We start from the raw sequence: 14160 nt of genomic DNA on the forward strand, positions 1-14160 counted from the left end.
ATCTCATGAGCGATCAGCTGACCGGTTGAGCAGGCGCAGACCGTTGAGAACGACCAGCAGAGACGCCCCGACGTCGGCGGCGATCGCTCCCCACAGCGAGGCGAGGCCGGCTATCGTCAAGCCCGTGAACAGCAGCTTCACGGCGATCGAGAAGCCAACATTCTGCCGGATGATCGCAAGCGTTGCGCGCGAGTGACGCACGAGCCAGGCAAGCTTCGACAGGTCGTCGGACATGAGCGCGACATCGGCGGTCTCGATCGCCGCGTCGCTCCCCATCGCGCCCATTGCAATACCAAGATCGGCGCGTCCCATGGCCGGGGCGTCGTTCACTCCGTCGCCAACCATGGCAACGGATCCATAGCGGCGGACCAGGTCCTCGACCGCCGCAACCTTGTCGGCCGGCAGAAGCTCGGCGCGGACCTCGTCGATGCCGGTTTCCTTGGCAATTGTTTCGGCGGTCGCGCGATTGTCGCCGGTGAGCATCACCACGTGCCGAATCCCGGCGCGGTGCAGGTCCGCGACGATGCCCTTGGCATTGAGCCGGATGGCGTCGGCGACTGCGATCAATCCCAAGACTTCCTGGCCGTCGCCAACGGCGACCATCGTTCGTCCCGCGCTAGAAAGTGAATCGGCGAGACCGAGAACTTCGTCCGAGCCGATCCCCCGCTCCTCGATGTAGCGGCGCGAACCGAGCCACAGTTCGCGTCCGGCGATACGGCCGGTCACTCCGCGGCCCGTAATCGACTGGACACCCTCGGCGGGCTCGGCGGCGATCTTCAATTCCTCGGCTCTGGCCAATATCGCGTGGGCAATCGGATGGGCGCTGCGCGCTTCGAGGGCGGCGGCAAGGCCAAGGATCTCGCGTTCGTCGCGACCGCCGAGCGGCACGATCTCGACCACCCGCGGCCGCCCTTCGGTGAGCGTGCCGGTCTTGTCCATGGCGATCGCCTTGAGGCGCGCAGGTTTCTCGAGATGGGTGCCGCCCTTTACCAGCACACCCTGCTTGGCGGCGCCAGCGAGCGCCGCCACGATCGTCACCGGCGTCGAGATTACGAGCGCGCAGGGGCAGGCGATGACGAGGAGCACGAGCGCGCGGTAGAACCACACGCCCCATGCGCCGCCCATAAGCAGCGGAGGCAGAAGGAAAACCGCGACAGCAAGGACCATTACCACTGGCGTGTAGATTTTCGCGAACTTCTCGACCCATTGCTCACTCGGCGCGCGGCGGCTCTGCGCCGAGCCGACCATGCGGATGATTTGCGCGAGAGTCGTATCGTTGGCCGCCTTGGTGGTGACTACGTCGAGCGCCCCCTCGCCGTTAATCGTGCCGGCGAAGACGTCGTCGCCCTCGGCCTTGAAAACGGGCACGCTCTCGCCGGTGATGGGCGCCTGGTTGACCTCGCTCTCGCCGGCGGCGACCCGCCCGTCGAGCGGCACCTTGTCACCGGGCCGGATGACGATGTGCGCACCGACCTGGACCTCGCCGGCGGGAACCTCGCGTTCCGAGCCGTCCTCTTGCTTCACCCTCGCCGTTGTCGGCGCCAGCTCCATGAGCGCGGCCACCGCCCGCCGCGCGCGCCCGAGGCTCCAGGCCTCGAGCGCTAGCGCCAGGGCGAAGAAGAAGGAGACGGTCGCCGCCTCGAACCAGGCGCCGATGCCGATCGCGCCGGCCACCGCGACCATCATCAGCAAGTTCATGTCGGGGCGAAGCCGCTTGGCCGCGAGCCAAGCCTTGGGTGCCACGTAACGCGCCGCCGAAATGACCGCTGCGGTATAGAGGATCTTGCTAACCAGCGGGGTTGCAGCGACGCCATGCTCGCCGGCCTCGAAGGCAGCGATAACGCCGCCGCCAATCCAGGCGTGGATGGCGAAGCCCAGCGCTGCGAAAAGGCCGCTCGCCGCCGTGAGCCAAGCTTGCACCCGCTTGCGGCGGACCTCGGCCTGCGCGCCCTCGCCCATCCCTCCTTCGCTCCACGGCTCGGCGCGCATACCCGCGCGGGCCACGGCCTTCACGATTCTCGCCTCCAGTTCGGCGTCGGGCGCGATGGCGATGGTCATGCGGCCGTTCATAAGGTCGAAGGCGAGCCGATCTTCGCCGACCAGCGGCGCGACCTCGCGCTTCAATGCCGCGACTTCGTCGCCGCAATCCATGCCGTGAATGCGGAACACGACCTCGCCGGACGCGTGGGTCGGAAGCGGCGGGCTGAGCGCCTCTTGCGCTGCAACTCCGCCGCCGTTCGCCGCGTCATCCGATTGGTCTGCGGGCCCGGCCGCACTCGCCGAGACTCTCCGCGGGGACCACCGTTCGGCACGCATGCCCGTCCGAGCCACCGCTTCCTCGATTGCGCTCGCGTCCGCGCCATTCTGGAGCACGACCGTCATCAAACTCTGCTCGGTGTCGAAGGCGAGTTTGTCGTCGCCGACAAGATGACCCAGTTCCCGCGTAAGGGCCGCCACCTCGTTCCTGCAGTCGAGGCCGTGGACCCGGTACAGGAATATCTCAGCCCCGGAGCCGGCGACCAGGGAGGCCCGCATTCCGGTCGGAACGATGCGATCAATGATGTCATCGGCCGTTGCCAGCCGCTGGGGCGCAACCGTCATCAAGCCCTTGGTGGTGTCGAACGCCAACCCATCCTCGCCTCCGACCAACGGCCCGATCTCGCGCTTGAGAACCGCGACTTCGTTCCTGCAATCGAGACCGTCTACCTGGAACAACAGAGCCGGTGCGGAGTGCTGCGCTGACTCCTCACCCGCGCGATCCGTATCGACCGTGCAGCCGCGGGGATCGGCTTGAGTGTTCCCGTTGTCGATGGCGTTCATTTCAAAGCACCTACTTCCTTCAGTCACTGGAGGATCAAGCAAAAGATGTGGTGTCGGCCCTCGCGCCACTCGATCTCGACCCCGGCCGCCCTCGCTTTGGCGGCGGCGATCGCAAGGACCGCAGGATCGGGGTCGAGGCCAACTATCCGCGCTCCCGGCGCTGCTCGCTTGAGCATGATCGCGAAGCTGCCGGTGCCGCACCCGACATCGAGGATCGACTCTCCTTCCTTGGGAGCCAACTGCCGCAGCAAGGCGCCGCGCCAGGTCCGCTCCCGCGTCAGCAGGCGGATCGCGAGGTCGTAGAGGCGTGTGAGACGTGGCAGACCGAGTGCCGGAGTGGAAGCTCGTCGACCCTGAGGGTATCGCCACTTTGTCCCTCATAGATGTGTCGTCTTGCGCAGTGAGCAGCCCCCACCGGGTGGTCCGGGTTGATAGTTAGTGCATTGTCGTCTCCGCCGCCATTGCCGGTCGGAGGTGGAGCGAAGCGGAACCGGAGGCCGGCAATGGCGGTGTCGCCGCTTCCGGGGCGGGTGGTCGATAGCCGAGGCTGCTGTGCGGTCGGACAGTGTTGTAGTGACGCCGCCACGCCTCGATCAGCACCCTGGCTTCAGCGAGGGTGTAGAAAATCTCGCCGTTCAGCAGCTCATCCCGCAGCGAGCCGTTGAAGCTCTCGTTGTAGCCGTTCTCCCATGGCGAGCCCGGGGCGATGTAGAGCGTCTTCACGCCGATCTGCCTGAGCCAGGTCTGGACGGCGGCGGCGATGAACTCACTGCCATTGTCCGACCTGATATGCGCGGGCGGACCACGCTCGATGAACAACTCGGCCAGCGCTGCCAGTACGTCTTCGTGTTTGAGCTGGCGCGCGACGACGAGTGCCAGGCACTCCCTGCTCGCCTCGTCGATAATGGTAAGGATGCGGAACTTGCGTCCGTCATGGGTGCGTTCCTCGACGAAGTCGTAAGCCCAGACATGCCCCGGATACTCCGGCCGCAACCGGATGCACGAGCCATCGTTCAGCCATAACCGGCCGCGTTTCGGCTGGCGCTGCGGCACCTTCAGCCCCTCGCGTCGCCAGATCCGTTCCACCCGTTTATGGTTCACCGACCAACCCGCCGCGTGCAGCAGCGCCGTCACCCGGCGATAGCCGTAGCGCCCGTACTGCCTGGCAAGGGCGATGATATCCTCGGTGAGCGCCAGCTCGTCATCTGCCCCGAACGGCACCTTGCGCTGCGTCGACCGGTGCTGGCCGAGCACGCGGCACACCCGCCGCTCGGATACATCCAGCACCTCCCGGACCTGGTCGATGCAGCGCCGACGCCGTGCGGGGCTCAGAAGTTTCCCTTGGCTGCCTCCTGCAGGATGAGCTTGTCCAGCGTCAGATCCGAGATCGCCCGGCGCAGCCGCAGGTTCTCCTTTTCCAGATCCTTCATCCGCCGAGCCTGATCGGTCTTCAGGCCACCATATTCCTTGCGCCAGCGGTAGTAGGTCTGCTCGCTGACCGCGATGCGCCGACAGGCCTCGGCGGTCGTGCCGCCCTGACCCAGCATGATCTCAACCTCACGTAGCTTCCCGATAATCTCCTCGGGCTTGTGCTTCTTCGCAGGCATTCGTCGTCCCTTCCTTGGTCCAGACTGTAATAGTCGATGGACCACTCAGAAGGGGGCAGCTCATTCCCAAACCGCAACTTTCCGACGCCACAAAGATGGAATCACATTTTGCAGCAAAGGTCGATTCGATGATGATCGACAGGACTGAGATGGAGAGGGCAATTTCCACGCTCAGTCAAAAGCTGGCCGCGCTACCGCGTCTGACACGCGAAGTGTTCAAGTTTCTCGTTGAGCGCAGAGATGAAAGGACAGCCGGCTTCTCCGACGACTTCCGCATCAGCGATCCGAAGCTACGCAGGATCTATCGTGGTGATGACCTTGACGGAGATCTAGCTCTTCTATCTGAGGCCGGCCTGGTAAGCCTCAACGAACCGGAAAATCACGGCGAGGCCTACTATTGGCGCATCCACTTCCCAGGATCCGGCTACAGCTTTCACCTCACCTTCATCGAATATGTCGCAGACATACGCCTCGACCTGCGCAAGCCGCTTGTGACCCTCGACTTTTCGGATTTCTGAGGTTTGCTCAAGCCGGCTACTTCGACCGCGCTGGCTAGCTTATGTCTGCCGGTCCGAGGTAAACGATGTCTATCTTGTGAGGGTCAGTGGCCACGTTGGCCTTCAACAGCCCAATGCGATTGGGATTTAGGGCGGCTTGAACCGTGCCAAGAGGGGATCCGTCGGCCGCCAGCACGCGGGGTTGACCAGTCCAATCGTGAATTTGGACCGGTGTGCCGGGCGGTGGGGGAGCGCCGAGCCAGTTGACCGAAGCCCAGTATCGCCGATCGACCCAGGTGCGATTCTCGGCAGGGGTGAAGCTCTGCGCAAACTCCATCCATATCGCCTTCGTCTCGGCTGTCGGCCATTCAGGCAGAGCGCTCAAGGCAGTTACGACTTCCGAACTGAGCCACTGCCGCAGCTCGTGGCCAGTGGTGAAGGTAGCGGCCGTGTCGGTCACAGCCTTGATCGCCGCGAGCCGGGAGTTAAAACCGGCTTGGATCAGGATCGATGCTGAACGATGCAGCGTACCCGTCTCGACAGCAGGAACCGCTAAGCCGAGCTCGTGATCCTCAAGCGGCAAATCGAAAACGCCTGCTGTGTCACCATTAGCGGCCGCCCGGACGCGGATTGCTTCCATCGCCCAAGGTAGACGATAAACAAGACCGCCCTCTACGAATTGCAGGGCCTCAGACGCCTGATCAGCGCCCAGCGCCGCGAGCGGTTGGCCGAGCAGCCATGCGCGCAAAATGTCGCGCCAGTTCGTCGGCAACGGATCAGGGGCGAAGGGATAGAAGGCGAAAACCCGTTCGGCGAGGCTGGTGATAGCATTGATCGCCGCCTCGGTGTCTCCTTCGAGGATCGCGCCATTGGCATGAATGAGGAGAAGATTTGCGTCGGGCGCGATGGCGTCGAGCGCGTGGCCCGTCGTCAGTCCGACCCCTGCAAGGAAATAGCCACGGCGTCCGGAGGCCGTCGATTGGCTCCAGATCAGCCGGCTACGGGACAACAGGCCAGCCTTCAGCACCTCGCGAACCTGCTCGTTTTGTCGCTGCAGGCGGCGATGCCACAGTGAGGACTGGAGGATGTCGTCGAGCGCCGCCTCTATGCCCTCGTCGGGGATGTCGTTCTCGCCAATCAAGCTGAGGATTGCCGTGTCGAGCGTTGCGACATGCCGTTCCCAATCTGCGAGTGCGCGTTCGCGGTCCTCGGGCTTTTCGTTCGCGACTTCCGGGAAGGTCCAGGCCGCCGCGTTGTTGACGACAAACTCAACAAGCTGGTTGAGGTCGCCGCCGATACGCGCGCGCATCCGCGCCAGCAGCACTGCGACCAACCGGACAAGTCCGCTTTCCATCTCGCGCGCTCCAAGATCGGTAATGAGCGCTTCCCAGTTGCGGCGCTTCTTGGCGATCTCGTCGAACATCGGGAAGAGAACGATGCCCTCGACATCGACATAGGCGCGGCCGGCACGGCCGATGACGTTCTTGAACTCGCTGATCTCTATTCGCTCGCCGGCCCGGTGAAGGGAGAACATAACTACTGCGGTTGCCGACAGGTTGAGGCCCTGCGCCAAAGTTGGCGACGAGATCGTAACCTTGAGAACATTCTCGCGCAGAAGGCGCTCCACCTCTTTTCGGTAGGCGGTGGGCAGTGCGCCATGATGAAGGGCTACGCCAAGACGCAGGCACTTCAAAATAGCGCTGTCCGCACCCAACCATTCCTCGCCAAGCGCGATTGCGGTGTTCAGGACGTTCGGATCGGCGGCGAGGAGCGAACGCAGTGCGCCACGCTCATGCAGATCGACAATGACTTCCGCGAACGGCTCGACGCCCCGCCGCTCCGGACAGAATATAAGAACCGTCTGACCATCATCGACAAGCCGCCAAGCAGTCGCCAGGCAGAGTTCGCGCTGGTTGTCGGGAAAGAGACGGGTTCGGCGGCGCTTCGGCGGAATCCAATGAGGCGGAGCAGCGCCGGTGAGAAAGCGCTGAACCCAAGGCCGCTCGTCGCCGACCCGCAGGTTGAGCCGCGCCGTGGGCGACGTCCATACCACTTCACCGAACCGCAGCCGGGTTGGTCGCCAGTCGTTCTTGATCAGCCCGCCTGGGTGATCGCGTCGCAGCCACGCGGCGAAGTCATCGAGCTGGTCGCCCTCGGGCAGGATCGCCGAAAGGCAGACGATCCGTCGTTCCTGCGCATCGGTGCGGCGAAGGAGCCGTTGGATCTGTACCTCGTAACGGACCTCACGCTCGTTGGGGCCGATCATATGCCCTTCATCAAAGATCAACAGACCGACGTCATCGAGGAGCGACGGATCATTACGGAGGGCGAAGTCGAGCTTTTCGGGCGTTGCGACCACGATGTTGCGCTCGCGGATCGCGTCCTCATCGAAGCCGCTGATGCCCATGCTGCCGTAGAGGGCCGAGATGGTCTTACCCAGCGGGCCGAAGGTCCGCTGCAGCGTGGTCTCGGTTTGCGCAGACAGGGCCCGCAAAGGCGTCACGAACACCACGCGCTTTCCGCTGGCGAGGCAGCGCAGGATGCACAGCTCGGCGATACGGGTCTTGCCGGCGCTGGTCGGTAGTGACACCACGAGATCGTCGGACTGGTCTGCCGCCCGAGTGGCAGCCTCGATCTGCGACGGCCATAGGTCGATCTCCGCCTTCGGACGACGCTGGAGTACCGCGATGAACAGTTCGCGTAGCGGCTGCCAATCGGCGGCGGGTTCGCCGCCTGGCTGAAGCGGAACCCTCTCGTGAAAGGTGCTCGACCAGAGGTCCGAAAGGAGGTGGATCGCAACCCGATGGGCCCACCATTGCGGCAGCAGGTTCATCTCGCCGCAGATCGCTAGGTTTACGCGAAGCCGTTCCAACGCTTGATCGACAAGCGCCCGCTCACCGCGTTCGAGCGCGAGGAGGTAAAGGGACATGGCGGCCATGAAGGAGTCGATAAGCGCAGTATCGAGGGCATCGAATAGGAAGTCGTCGCCATCCACGTCGAGCGCCGCGCCCTCAGCCTGATCAAGCCGAACCTGGATGGCAGCGGCGATCCTCACGTCGCTCCCCTCGCCGGAGGCCCGATAGTCAAGAACGCTGCTGTGCAAGGCACCGAAGTTACGGCGCATTAAAAGCGCGAGGGCACGTTCGACGGGAGAGAAATTCTCGTCGGCCTCGACGATCGCCAGAAGGGAATAGGCGCGCGCGGACAGATGGGCGAGATGGTAGGCGGCTGCGGCCATAACGAAATGGAAATCACGATCGACCTCCTCGCGATTGCCCTTCGCCATTACCGCTTCAAGAGCTGTCGCGGCCTGTTCGAAGGCCGTTCGCGCTTGGGTCGGATCGCCGCCAAGCTCGCGTAGGCGCAGGCCAAGGCCAAGGAGTGAATAGGCGTAGCTATGCAAGTCGTAACTGAGCTGTGGTGCGAATGCTGGCGCGTCGTCCGGTAGGGTGCCATCGCGCCAGATTATGGCGCGGGCCTGACCACGCGCGATCAGCCGGCCCCGGAAACCGGCGGTCGACGCTTCGGCTATATCGGCTGCAATTTCTTCAGGGGTTGTTGGCATCGGCGATCACTCGATCGTAAACGGCGCCGATGAAGGCACCATGTCCTTCCACGCGCAGGCCGATGCCCCATTGATTGATAGGACCGGGATACGCTTGGAGGGAAGCGGTCAACATCGCGTCCGGGGCATTACCCGAAAATGTAAAAAGCAGGTGCCGGACGCTCTGAGGTGGAATACCGTGCTTGAGCAGCGCGTCATCGATCGCATCGGCCAGGGGTAGATTGTTGAGCTCGAGCAAGCGAGCCGAGATAAAATGCAGCGCATGCGCCGAGGGCAGTCCACCATCCTTGTCCAGTCCGGCACGGGCCTCAGTCAGCACCTGAGTCGTCAACGCCGCCCGGCTCTTAGCCTCTGTCTTGAGAAACTGAAGGCGTTGGGATTGGGGGTCTTGGAGGATGCCGATCACGTCATCGCCCCGCATCGCCATGTTGCGATGGTCTTTCCAGCGCAGACGCTTGATCGGTGCGCGGTAACCACCGCTATGGGCGTCGATCCATTCTGTCGCGTAAATCTCACCGAGGTCGCCAGACCGGATTTGCTTGGTGGTCGGGAGCTTGCTCTCAATCAACGCGGCCGCGGCTGGCTTGCCAAGCCGAGTGAGTGCGCGCGCAACCTGCTCTTCGGATGCATAGTGCCCGGGCACTATAGCTGCGGTCGCCTGGATGCCGACAGCGAGATGTGCAGTCTGGCCAGTCATGACCCGGCGGAAATGGCTTCCTACCGGCTCATCGACCGAAATGCACCAATCATCGAACTGCGCCATCCTCGTTCCTCCCTGTCATTGAGGAAAAAGGTCGCGGACGCGGATGAACGGCGAACCAGTTTCGGCGGCACGACGGACTTTGCGTTCAAGAACGTGGTTGAGGGGTATCTCCCGATCGAGCATCTCATAAAGGTCGAGGCCGTCCATGCAGATGACCCGCTTACCGCGTCCGAAGGCGGCGAGGCCGACTTCGGTGAAGCCGCTGTTGCTGACGAAGAGGCCCCGGGTCCACGCCGCCTTCTGCTCGATCTTGCCATGGAATGTGTGCAACTCGGCGACACCCATCGGCTGACCGTGCCATTTGGCTTCAAGCAGGTAAATTTCACTTGCAAGCTGGAAGCTGCCGTCGATCTGCTCGCCGCGCAACCGGAAGGGTTCCTGGGCTGCCAGGCCAGACGCGTCGAATAGGCCTTTGAGAAAGCCCTCGAATGCATAGCCGCGGGCATGCGGTGCCAAAGCCGTGACCGCCAGCAGCTCCGATTTGATCTTGGCGATCTCCTCGCGATCAACAGGAATCGACCGCGGGCCAGAGGTTCCGCGCATCGGCTCCGCCCCGCACGAGAGGCGGGTGATCAAGCTTTGGTAGCGTGTCTCAGCATTAGGGACAGAGTCAGCGCTGCCGGAGCGAAGCAGATACTCGCTGCGATGCTCCCATAGCGCCTCCAAGACACGCACGGCAGTCGCGTCATCGCAGGTCTGGAGGAAGTAGCGAAGGCGTTTGCCCTTCGAACTACCATTGACCGCATATTTCGGATCGTCGATGTCGGCTTTGAGCTCCGAGGCGAAGAAGTCCGCAAAGCTGGAGTCCGAGAAATCGAGCACAAAGCCCGCCCCCCGGACGAAGCTAACGAGGTCGTCAATAAGACGTAGGTCTATTGATCGAAGCGAACTGATATCTCACCTCCCCGTCAAGCAGCATTGCTTTAGCTGTTTATTGTTTGCTGAACTGCGGCGAGTTTGGCAAGTATGCTATCGAAGGACGGCGGCTTTTGGTCAAACATCATCGGCGCCATCGCCCGGTAGTCGGCTCGCAAGTCTTTGACGCGCGCATCGTCCGGGAGAAGGCGGAGCGTGCCCGGCCGTGCCGTTTCGTAACTGGCCCAACCGGAGCGGAAAAACGTGGCTTTGTGCTGCGTCACCTGAGCCAAGAGATCGAAATCGGTAACGGCGGCTTGGCCTTCTTCCGTATCGAGGAGCATGGCCAGGTCGTAGTAATGCCGCGAGAAATACTGCGGGGTCTCTGTCTCTGCAGGGCGATGCGCTTCAGCATGGAGCGCGGTCGCCTTTTCCCAGAAGGTGCGCCGAGCTGACAGCACGGTCACGCTGGTGTCGGGATCGGCAAAAAAGTCGGGATAGTCGTCCGCCGCGTATGGGCGGATGATCTTTTTTTCGGTCGGCCAGGGATCGCCGCGCGCGCCCAGTTCAAATTTAACCCGCGGGGTAATGTAGGCCATGGCGTCGTACTCGGCGGCAGGCAGAGCGGTCGGATAGTAGAAGTTGACCGTTTGCGCATCATTGCCGTCTATAGCCAGTGACCACTCGCCGTCAGACGGCTCGCCGAGTTGCTCGACGATCGCGGCACGAAGCGCCGGTAGAAGCTTCTCGGCTATGTGTCGCTCAACATCGCCGACAAGATCCTCAATCAGGCGGGAAGCTTGTTTCCTGCTTATTCCTTCCCTCTCGGGGTCTCGTTCGCCAGCGTACCCGAGTTCGGCCCGGTCGAAAGAGAGGTCGATGTCCTCGGAAAAGCGGCGGATAGCGTTGAACGCCTTGGAGAGAGACGTCCCGCCTTTGAAGACTAGGCTGGCAGTTGTGCCTTTGGGCAGACCGAACAAGCGCCTCAGACTCCAGCAGACCCAGAAGTCCTTTTCGATGATCGTATCGGCGATGCCGCGAGTAGCACCGGTCTCTCCAAAGAGAGCCGCGCGGTCATCAGTGGGAAGGAGCGCAACCTTATCCATTGATGTCCGCCGTCGAGGCGTTGGCGATCGAGACGAGAGTCGGACGCATCCAAGCTGGGGCTTGAACGGCAGTCGAGGCCAACATCTTCTTGTCATTGGCCGAAAGCCGTTGCGCGGCAACCTGCGCGACGTCCGCCGCGCGAACGCGACCGACATGGCGAAGGGCCTGAACCACCGTGCCAGCGGGGCTCCCGGGTGCAATGAGATGCTTAGGTGACGCGTGGCGAAGATCAACAACGCGCTTGCCCAGCACGACGCGTCGCGAGGGACCATCAGTCAAGTAAGTGCTTTGAGCAGGAACCTGTGTCGAGAGGCCGAGCGCATTCGCTGCCCGCGCGCCAGCAATCTGCACCTGCGAGCCGCTCTCACGGGCCAGCGCCTTGGCAACGTCATCGGGAGCCGGCGAGAGTGCACCGAGCTTAGGGTGCAGCTTGGGAAAGTCATACAAGCCGCGCGCGAGGCGGCGAAGCTGGCCGATTTTGACGAGCCGAGAAAGAGCCTGGTCGACGGACGAGCGAGTGGCGGTAGCAAGGAAGTCACTGGGCGTGAAGACGCTGCCGCGTCCGCTTGCACGAACATGCGTCATAATACGATCGGGAACGGACACAACCGGGGTTTTCATGTGTCAGAAAATAAGCTATCTTTTTCCTACATTCAAGAGGCAGCCCCAGGGCTTTATGGGAGCGGACGGCGGCTCCTCCTGTTTACCAAACGCATAGGATACTAGCGGACAGTAACGAGCGGAGGGCTTGGCGCAAATGAACGAAGTTCAAGTCAAAAATCTTCGACTCTTGCGCTATGAAAAATTGGTCCTTGAAGGTTGCGCTTCTTTAACCTTCGGCAGGAACACAAGGGGCAATGGGCGGCATTTTCCATTCGCCAGGCCGCGCTACCATGCTATATCACTTGCCAGAGCGCACCAGACCGGCCCATTTGCCGCCGATGACTATCCGATACATTCAGTTGCTTACAACGGCCGTAAGATGAATTCTTACGAGCATGAGCCCAAGCGCGCACAACACAGAGGCGGTAGTGACGCAAGGCGAGCGCGAAGAGCTGCTCGAAGCGATGCTCGTCGATGCGCCGGAGCTGACCTTCACGTCGCGCGGCTATCCCGACCCTCGGCTCATCCAGCTTGCCCGTCTGCTCGGCAGGCAAATGGCGCGCGAGACCTTTGCAGCGCAGACCGATATTATTTCCAAGCGGGGCTCGAACGGCTCCTGACGGCGGGAGACGTTTAATGAAAGTCGCCATTTACGCGCGCTATTCCTCGGACAACCAGCGTGACGCCTCGATCGCCGATCAGCTCCGCATCTGCCGCGTACACGCCGAGAAGCAAGGCTGGCAGATCATCGAGGAATATACCGACCATGCCATCTCCGGTGCATCGCTTCTCCGCCCTGGCATCCAGGCGCTGATCGGCGACGCAACACGCGGCCGGTTTCAGATCGTGCTTGCAGAGGCCATGGACCGCCTGTCGCGCGATCAGCAGGACATTGCCGGCCTCTACAAGCGCATGAGCTATTCCGACGTGAAGATCGTAACGCTGTCGGAGGGTGAGGTCTCGCATCTGCATGTCGGGCTGAAGGGCACGATGAACGCGCTGTTCTTGCAGGACCTCGCGGACAAGACGCGCCGCGGCCAGCGCGGGCGCGTCGAGGCGGGCAAGTCGGGCGGCGGCAATTCCTACGGCTATGACGTCGTGAAGAAGTTTGACGGCAATGGCGAACCCATCCGCGGTGATCGGACGATCAACGAGGTCCAGGCCAATGTGGTACGGAGGATCTTCCGGGACTATGCCGCGGGCAAGTCGGCGAAGACCATCGCCTTCGCGCTCAACAAGGAAGGCGTCCCCTCCCCTTCCGGCGGTGATTGGGGGTTCAGCACGATCAATGGCAACCCGAAGCGGGGCACCGGCATCCTCAACAATGAGATGTATGTCGGCAAGCTGGTTTGGAACCGCCAACGCTTCGTAAAGGACCCCGACACGGGCAAGCGCCAGGCGCGGCCGAACCCGGAGTCGGAATGGGTCGTCCAGGAGGCACCTGAGCTACGCATCATAGAGGGCGACCTGTGGCAGGCGGTGAAGGCGCGTCAGGCGAGAAACACGATTGATCGGGATGACAAGGGCGAATTCAGCGTCGCACTCATCAACACGCGCCGACGCCCCAAATATCTCTTTTCCGGGCTGACCAAGTGCGCCTGCTGTGGCGGAGGCTATTCGGCGATCTCCGCGACGCTGATCGGTTGCTCGACGGCTCGCAACAAAGGCACCTGCGACAATCGCGTGAACATCCGCAGGGACGAGTTGGAGAGCCGCGTGCTCAATGCGCTCCGCACCCGGATGCTTGATCCCGCGATCTTTGCCGAATTCTGTGATGCCTATACGCAGGAGATGAACCGCCTGCGCATGGAGGCGCGCGCCAACATTGATGGAGCGCAAGCTGAGATCGCTCGGATCGACCGAGAAGTGCAGAAGCTGATGGATCTCTATCTGAAGGATGCCTTGTCCGTCGATGACGTGAAGGAGCGCGGCGACAAGCTGCGTGCGAGGAAGGCCGAACTCACGACGTTCTTGTCCAGCGCCGACGAGCCGCCTCCGGTTCTGCACCCGGCGATGGCCAAGCAGTACCGGCTGCGCGTTCAGCACCTCTACGAGACGCTCCAGGACGATTCCGAGGAGCGGCGCACGGAGGCGGCGGATGTCCTGCGCACGCTCGTCGAGGACATCATCCTGACGCCCGCCGATGGCAAGATTGAGATCGACGTTCGTGGCGATCTCGCTGGAATCCTTACGCTTTCGGTCAAAAAGCAAAACCCCGCAGTTGGAGCTACGGGGTCGCAAGTAAAGATGGTTGCGGGGGCAGGATTTGAACCTGCGGCCTTCAGGTTATGAGCCTGACGAGCTACCGGGCTGCTCCACCCCGCGACGCTGTGGAAGGTGGTG

11 protein-coding genes and 1 tRNA gene are annotated in these 14160 nt (G+C 62.5%); 3 read left to right on the forward strand and 9 right to left on the reverse strand.

Annotated elements, in window-relative coordinates; all coding sequences use genetic code 11:
- Positions 1-3: 3 nt before the first annotated feature.
- From GGQ89_RS17450 to GGQ89_RS17460, 3 genes are all read right to left on the reverse strand, one after another.
- A complete protein-coding gene (locus tag GGQ89_RS17450; protein ID WP_007406367.1) occupies positions 4-2820 on the reverse strand; it encodes a heavy metal translocating P-type ATPase in 2817 nt (938 codons plus the stop codon).
- Positions 2821-2843: 23 nt separating this feature from the next.
- Positions 2844-3143 carry a methyltransferase domain-containing protein gene (locus tag GGQ89_RS17455; RefSeq protein ID WP_083821337.1) on the reverse strand — a complete coding sequence of 100 codons (300 nt, stop codon included), beginning with the start codon at positions 3141-3143 and terminating at the stop codon, positions 2844-2846.
- A 112-nt stretch (positions 3144-3255) separates the two neighbouring features.
- A protein-coding gene (locus tag GGQ89_RS17460) for an IS3 family transposase (RefSeq protein ID WP_113667990.1) occupies positions 3256-4427 on the reverse strand; the annotation gives its coding sequence in 2 pieces (ribosomal slippage) (positions 3256-4163 and positions 4163-4427; 1173 coding nt in all).
- 95 nt (positions 4428-4522) lie between these two features.
- Here GGQ89_RS17460 and GGQ89_RS17465 point away from each other — a divergent pair.
- Positions 4523-4945 carry a hypothetical protein gene (locus GGQ89_RS17465; protein WP_184106612.1) on the forward strand — a complete coding sequence of 141 codons (423 nt, stop codon included), beginning with the start codon at positions 4523-4525 and terminating at the stop codon, positions 4943-4945.
- 34 nt (positions 4946-4979) lie between these two features.
- Here GGQ89_RS17465 and GGQ89_RS17470 read toward each other — a convergent pair whose 3' ends face one another.
- From GGQ89_RS17470 to GGQ89_RS17490, 5 genes are all read right to left on the reverse strand, one after another.
- A complete protein-coding gene (locus tag GGQ89_RS17470; protein ID WP_184106613.1) occupies positions 4980-8489 on the reverse strand; it encodes a DEAD/DEAH box helicase in 3510 nt (1169 codons plus the stop codon).
- Positions 8473-9252, reverse strand: coding sequence for a Hachiman antiphage defense system protein HamA (locus GGQ89_RS17475; RefSeq protein WP_184106614.1), 780 nt, complete (start codon positions 9250-9252; stop codon positions 8473-8475). Before GGQ89_RS17475 ends, GGQ89_RS17470 begins: the two co-directional genes overlap by 17 nt.
- A 15-nt stretch (positions 9253-9267) precedes the next feature.
- A complete protein-coding gene (locus GGQ89_RS20105; RefSeq protein ID WP_184106615.1) occupies positions 9268-10074 on the reverse strand; it encodes a restriction endonuclease in 807 nt (268 codons plus the stop codon).
- A gap of 101 nt (positions 10075-10175) precedes the next feature.
- Entirely contained in the window at positions 10176-11213 is a 1038-nt protein-coding gene (locus tag GGQ89_RS17485) for a nucleotidyl transferase AbiEii/AbiGii toxin family protein (protein ID WP_184106616.1), read from the reverse strand.
- Positions 11206-11799 (reverse strand): DUF6088 family protein, encoded by a 594-nt coding sequence (locus GGQ89_RS17490; RefSeq protein WP_184106617.1) that lies wholly within the window; start codon positions 11797-11799, stop codon positions 11206-11208. The genes GGQ89_RS17485 and GGQ89_RS17490 overlap by 8 nt, the downstream gene beginning before the upstream one ends.
- A 413-nt stretch (positions 11800-12212) precedes the next feature.
- Between GGQ89_RS17490 and GGQ89_RS17495 the strand changes: the two genes are divergently transcribed.
- Positions 12213-12437 carry a hypothetical protein gene (locus GGQ89_RS17495; protein ID WP_184106618.1) on the forward strand — a complete coding sequence of 75 codons (225 nt, stop codon included), beginning with the start codon at positions 12213-12215 and terminating at the stop codon, positions 12435-12437.
- A gap of 16 nt (positions 12438-12453) precedes the next feature.
- The gene (locus GGQ89_RS17500; protein WP_184106621.1) at positions 12454-14109 is read left to right on the forward strand and encodes a recombinase family protein; all 1656 of its coding nucleotides are present in this window, start codon (positions 12454-12456) and stop codon (positions 14107-14109) included.
- On the opposite strand, the gene GGQ89_RS17505 is transcribed toward GGQ89_RS17500, so the two are convergent.
- Positions 14066-14142, reverse strand: a tRNA-Met gene (locus tag GGQ89_RS17505). The two genes, GGQ89_RS17500 and GGQ89_RS17505, sit on opposite strands and share 44 nt — an antisense overlap.
- Positions 14143-14160 lie beyond the last annotated feature (18 nt).

The organism is Sphingomonas yabuuchiae (genome assembly GCF_014199595.1).
Classification (GTDB): Bacteria; Pseudomonadota; Alphaproteobacteria; order Sphingomonadales; family Sphingomonadaceae; genus Sphingomonas; species Sphingomonas yabuuchiae.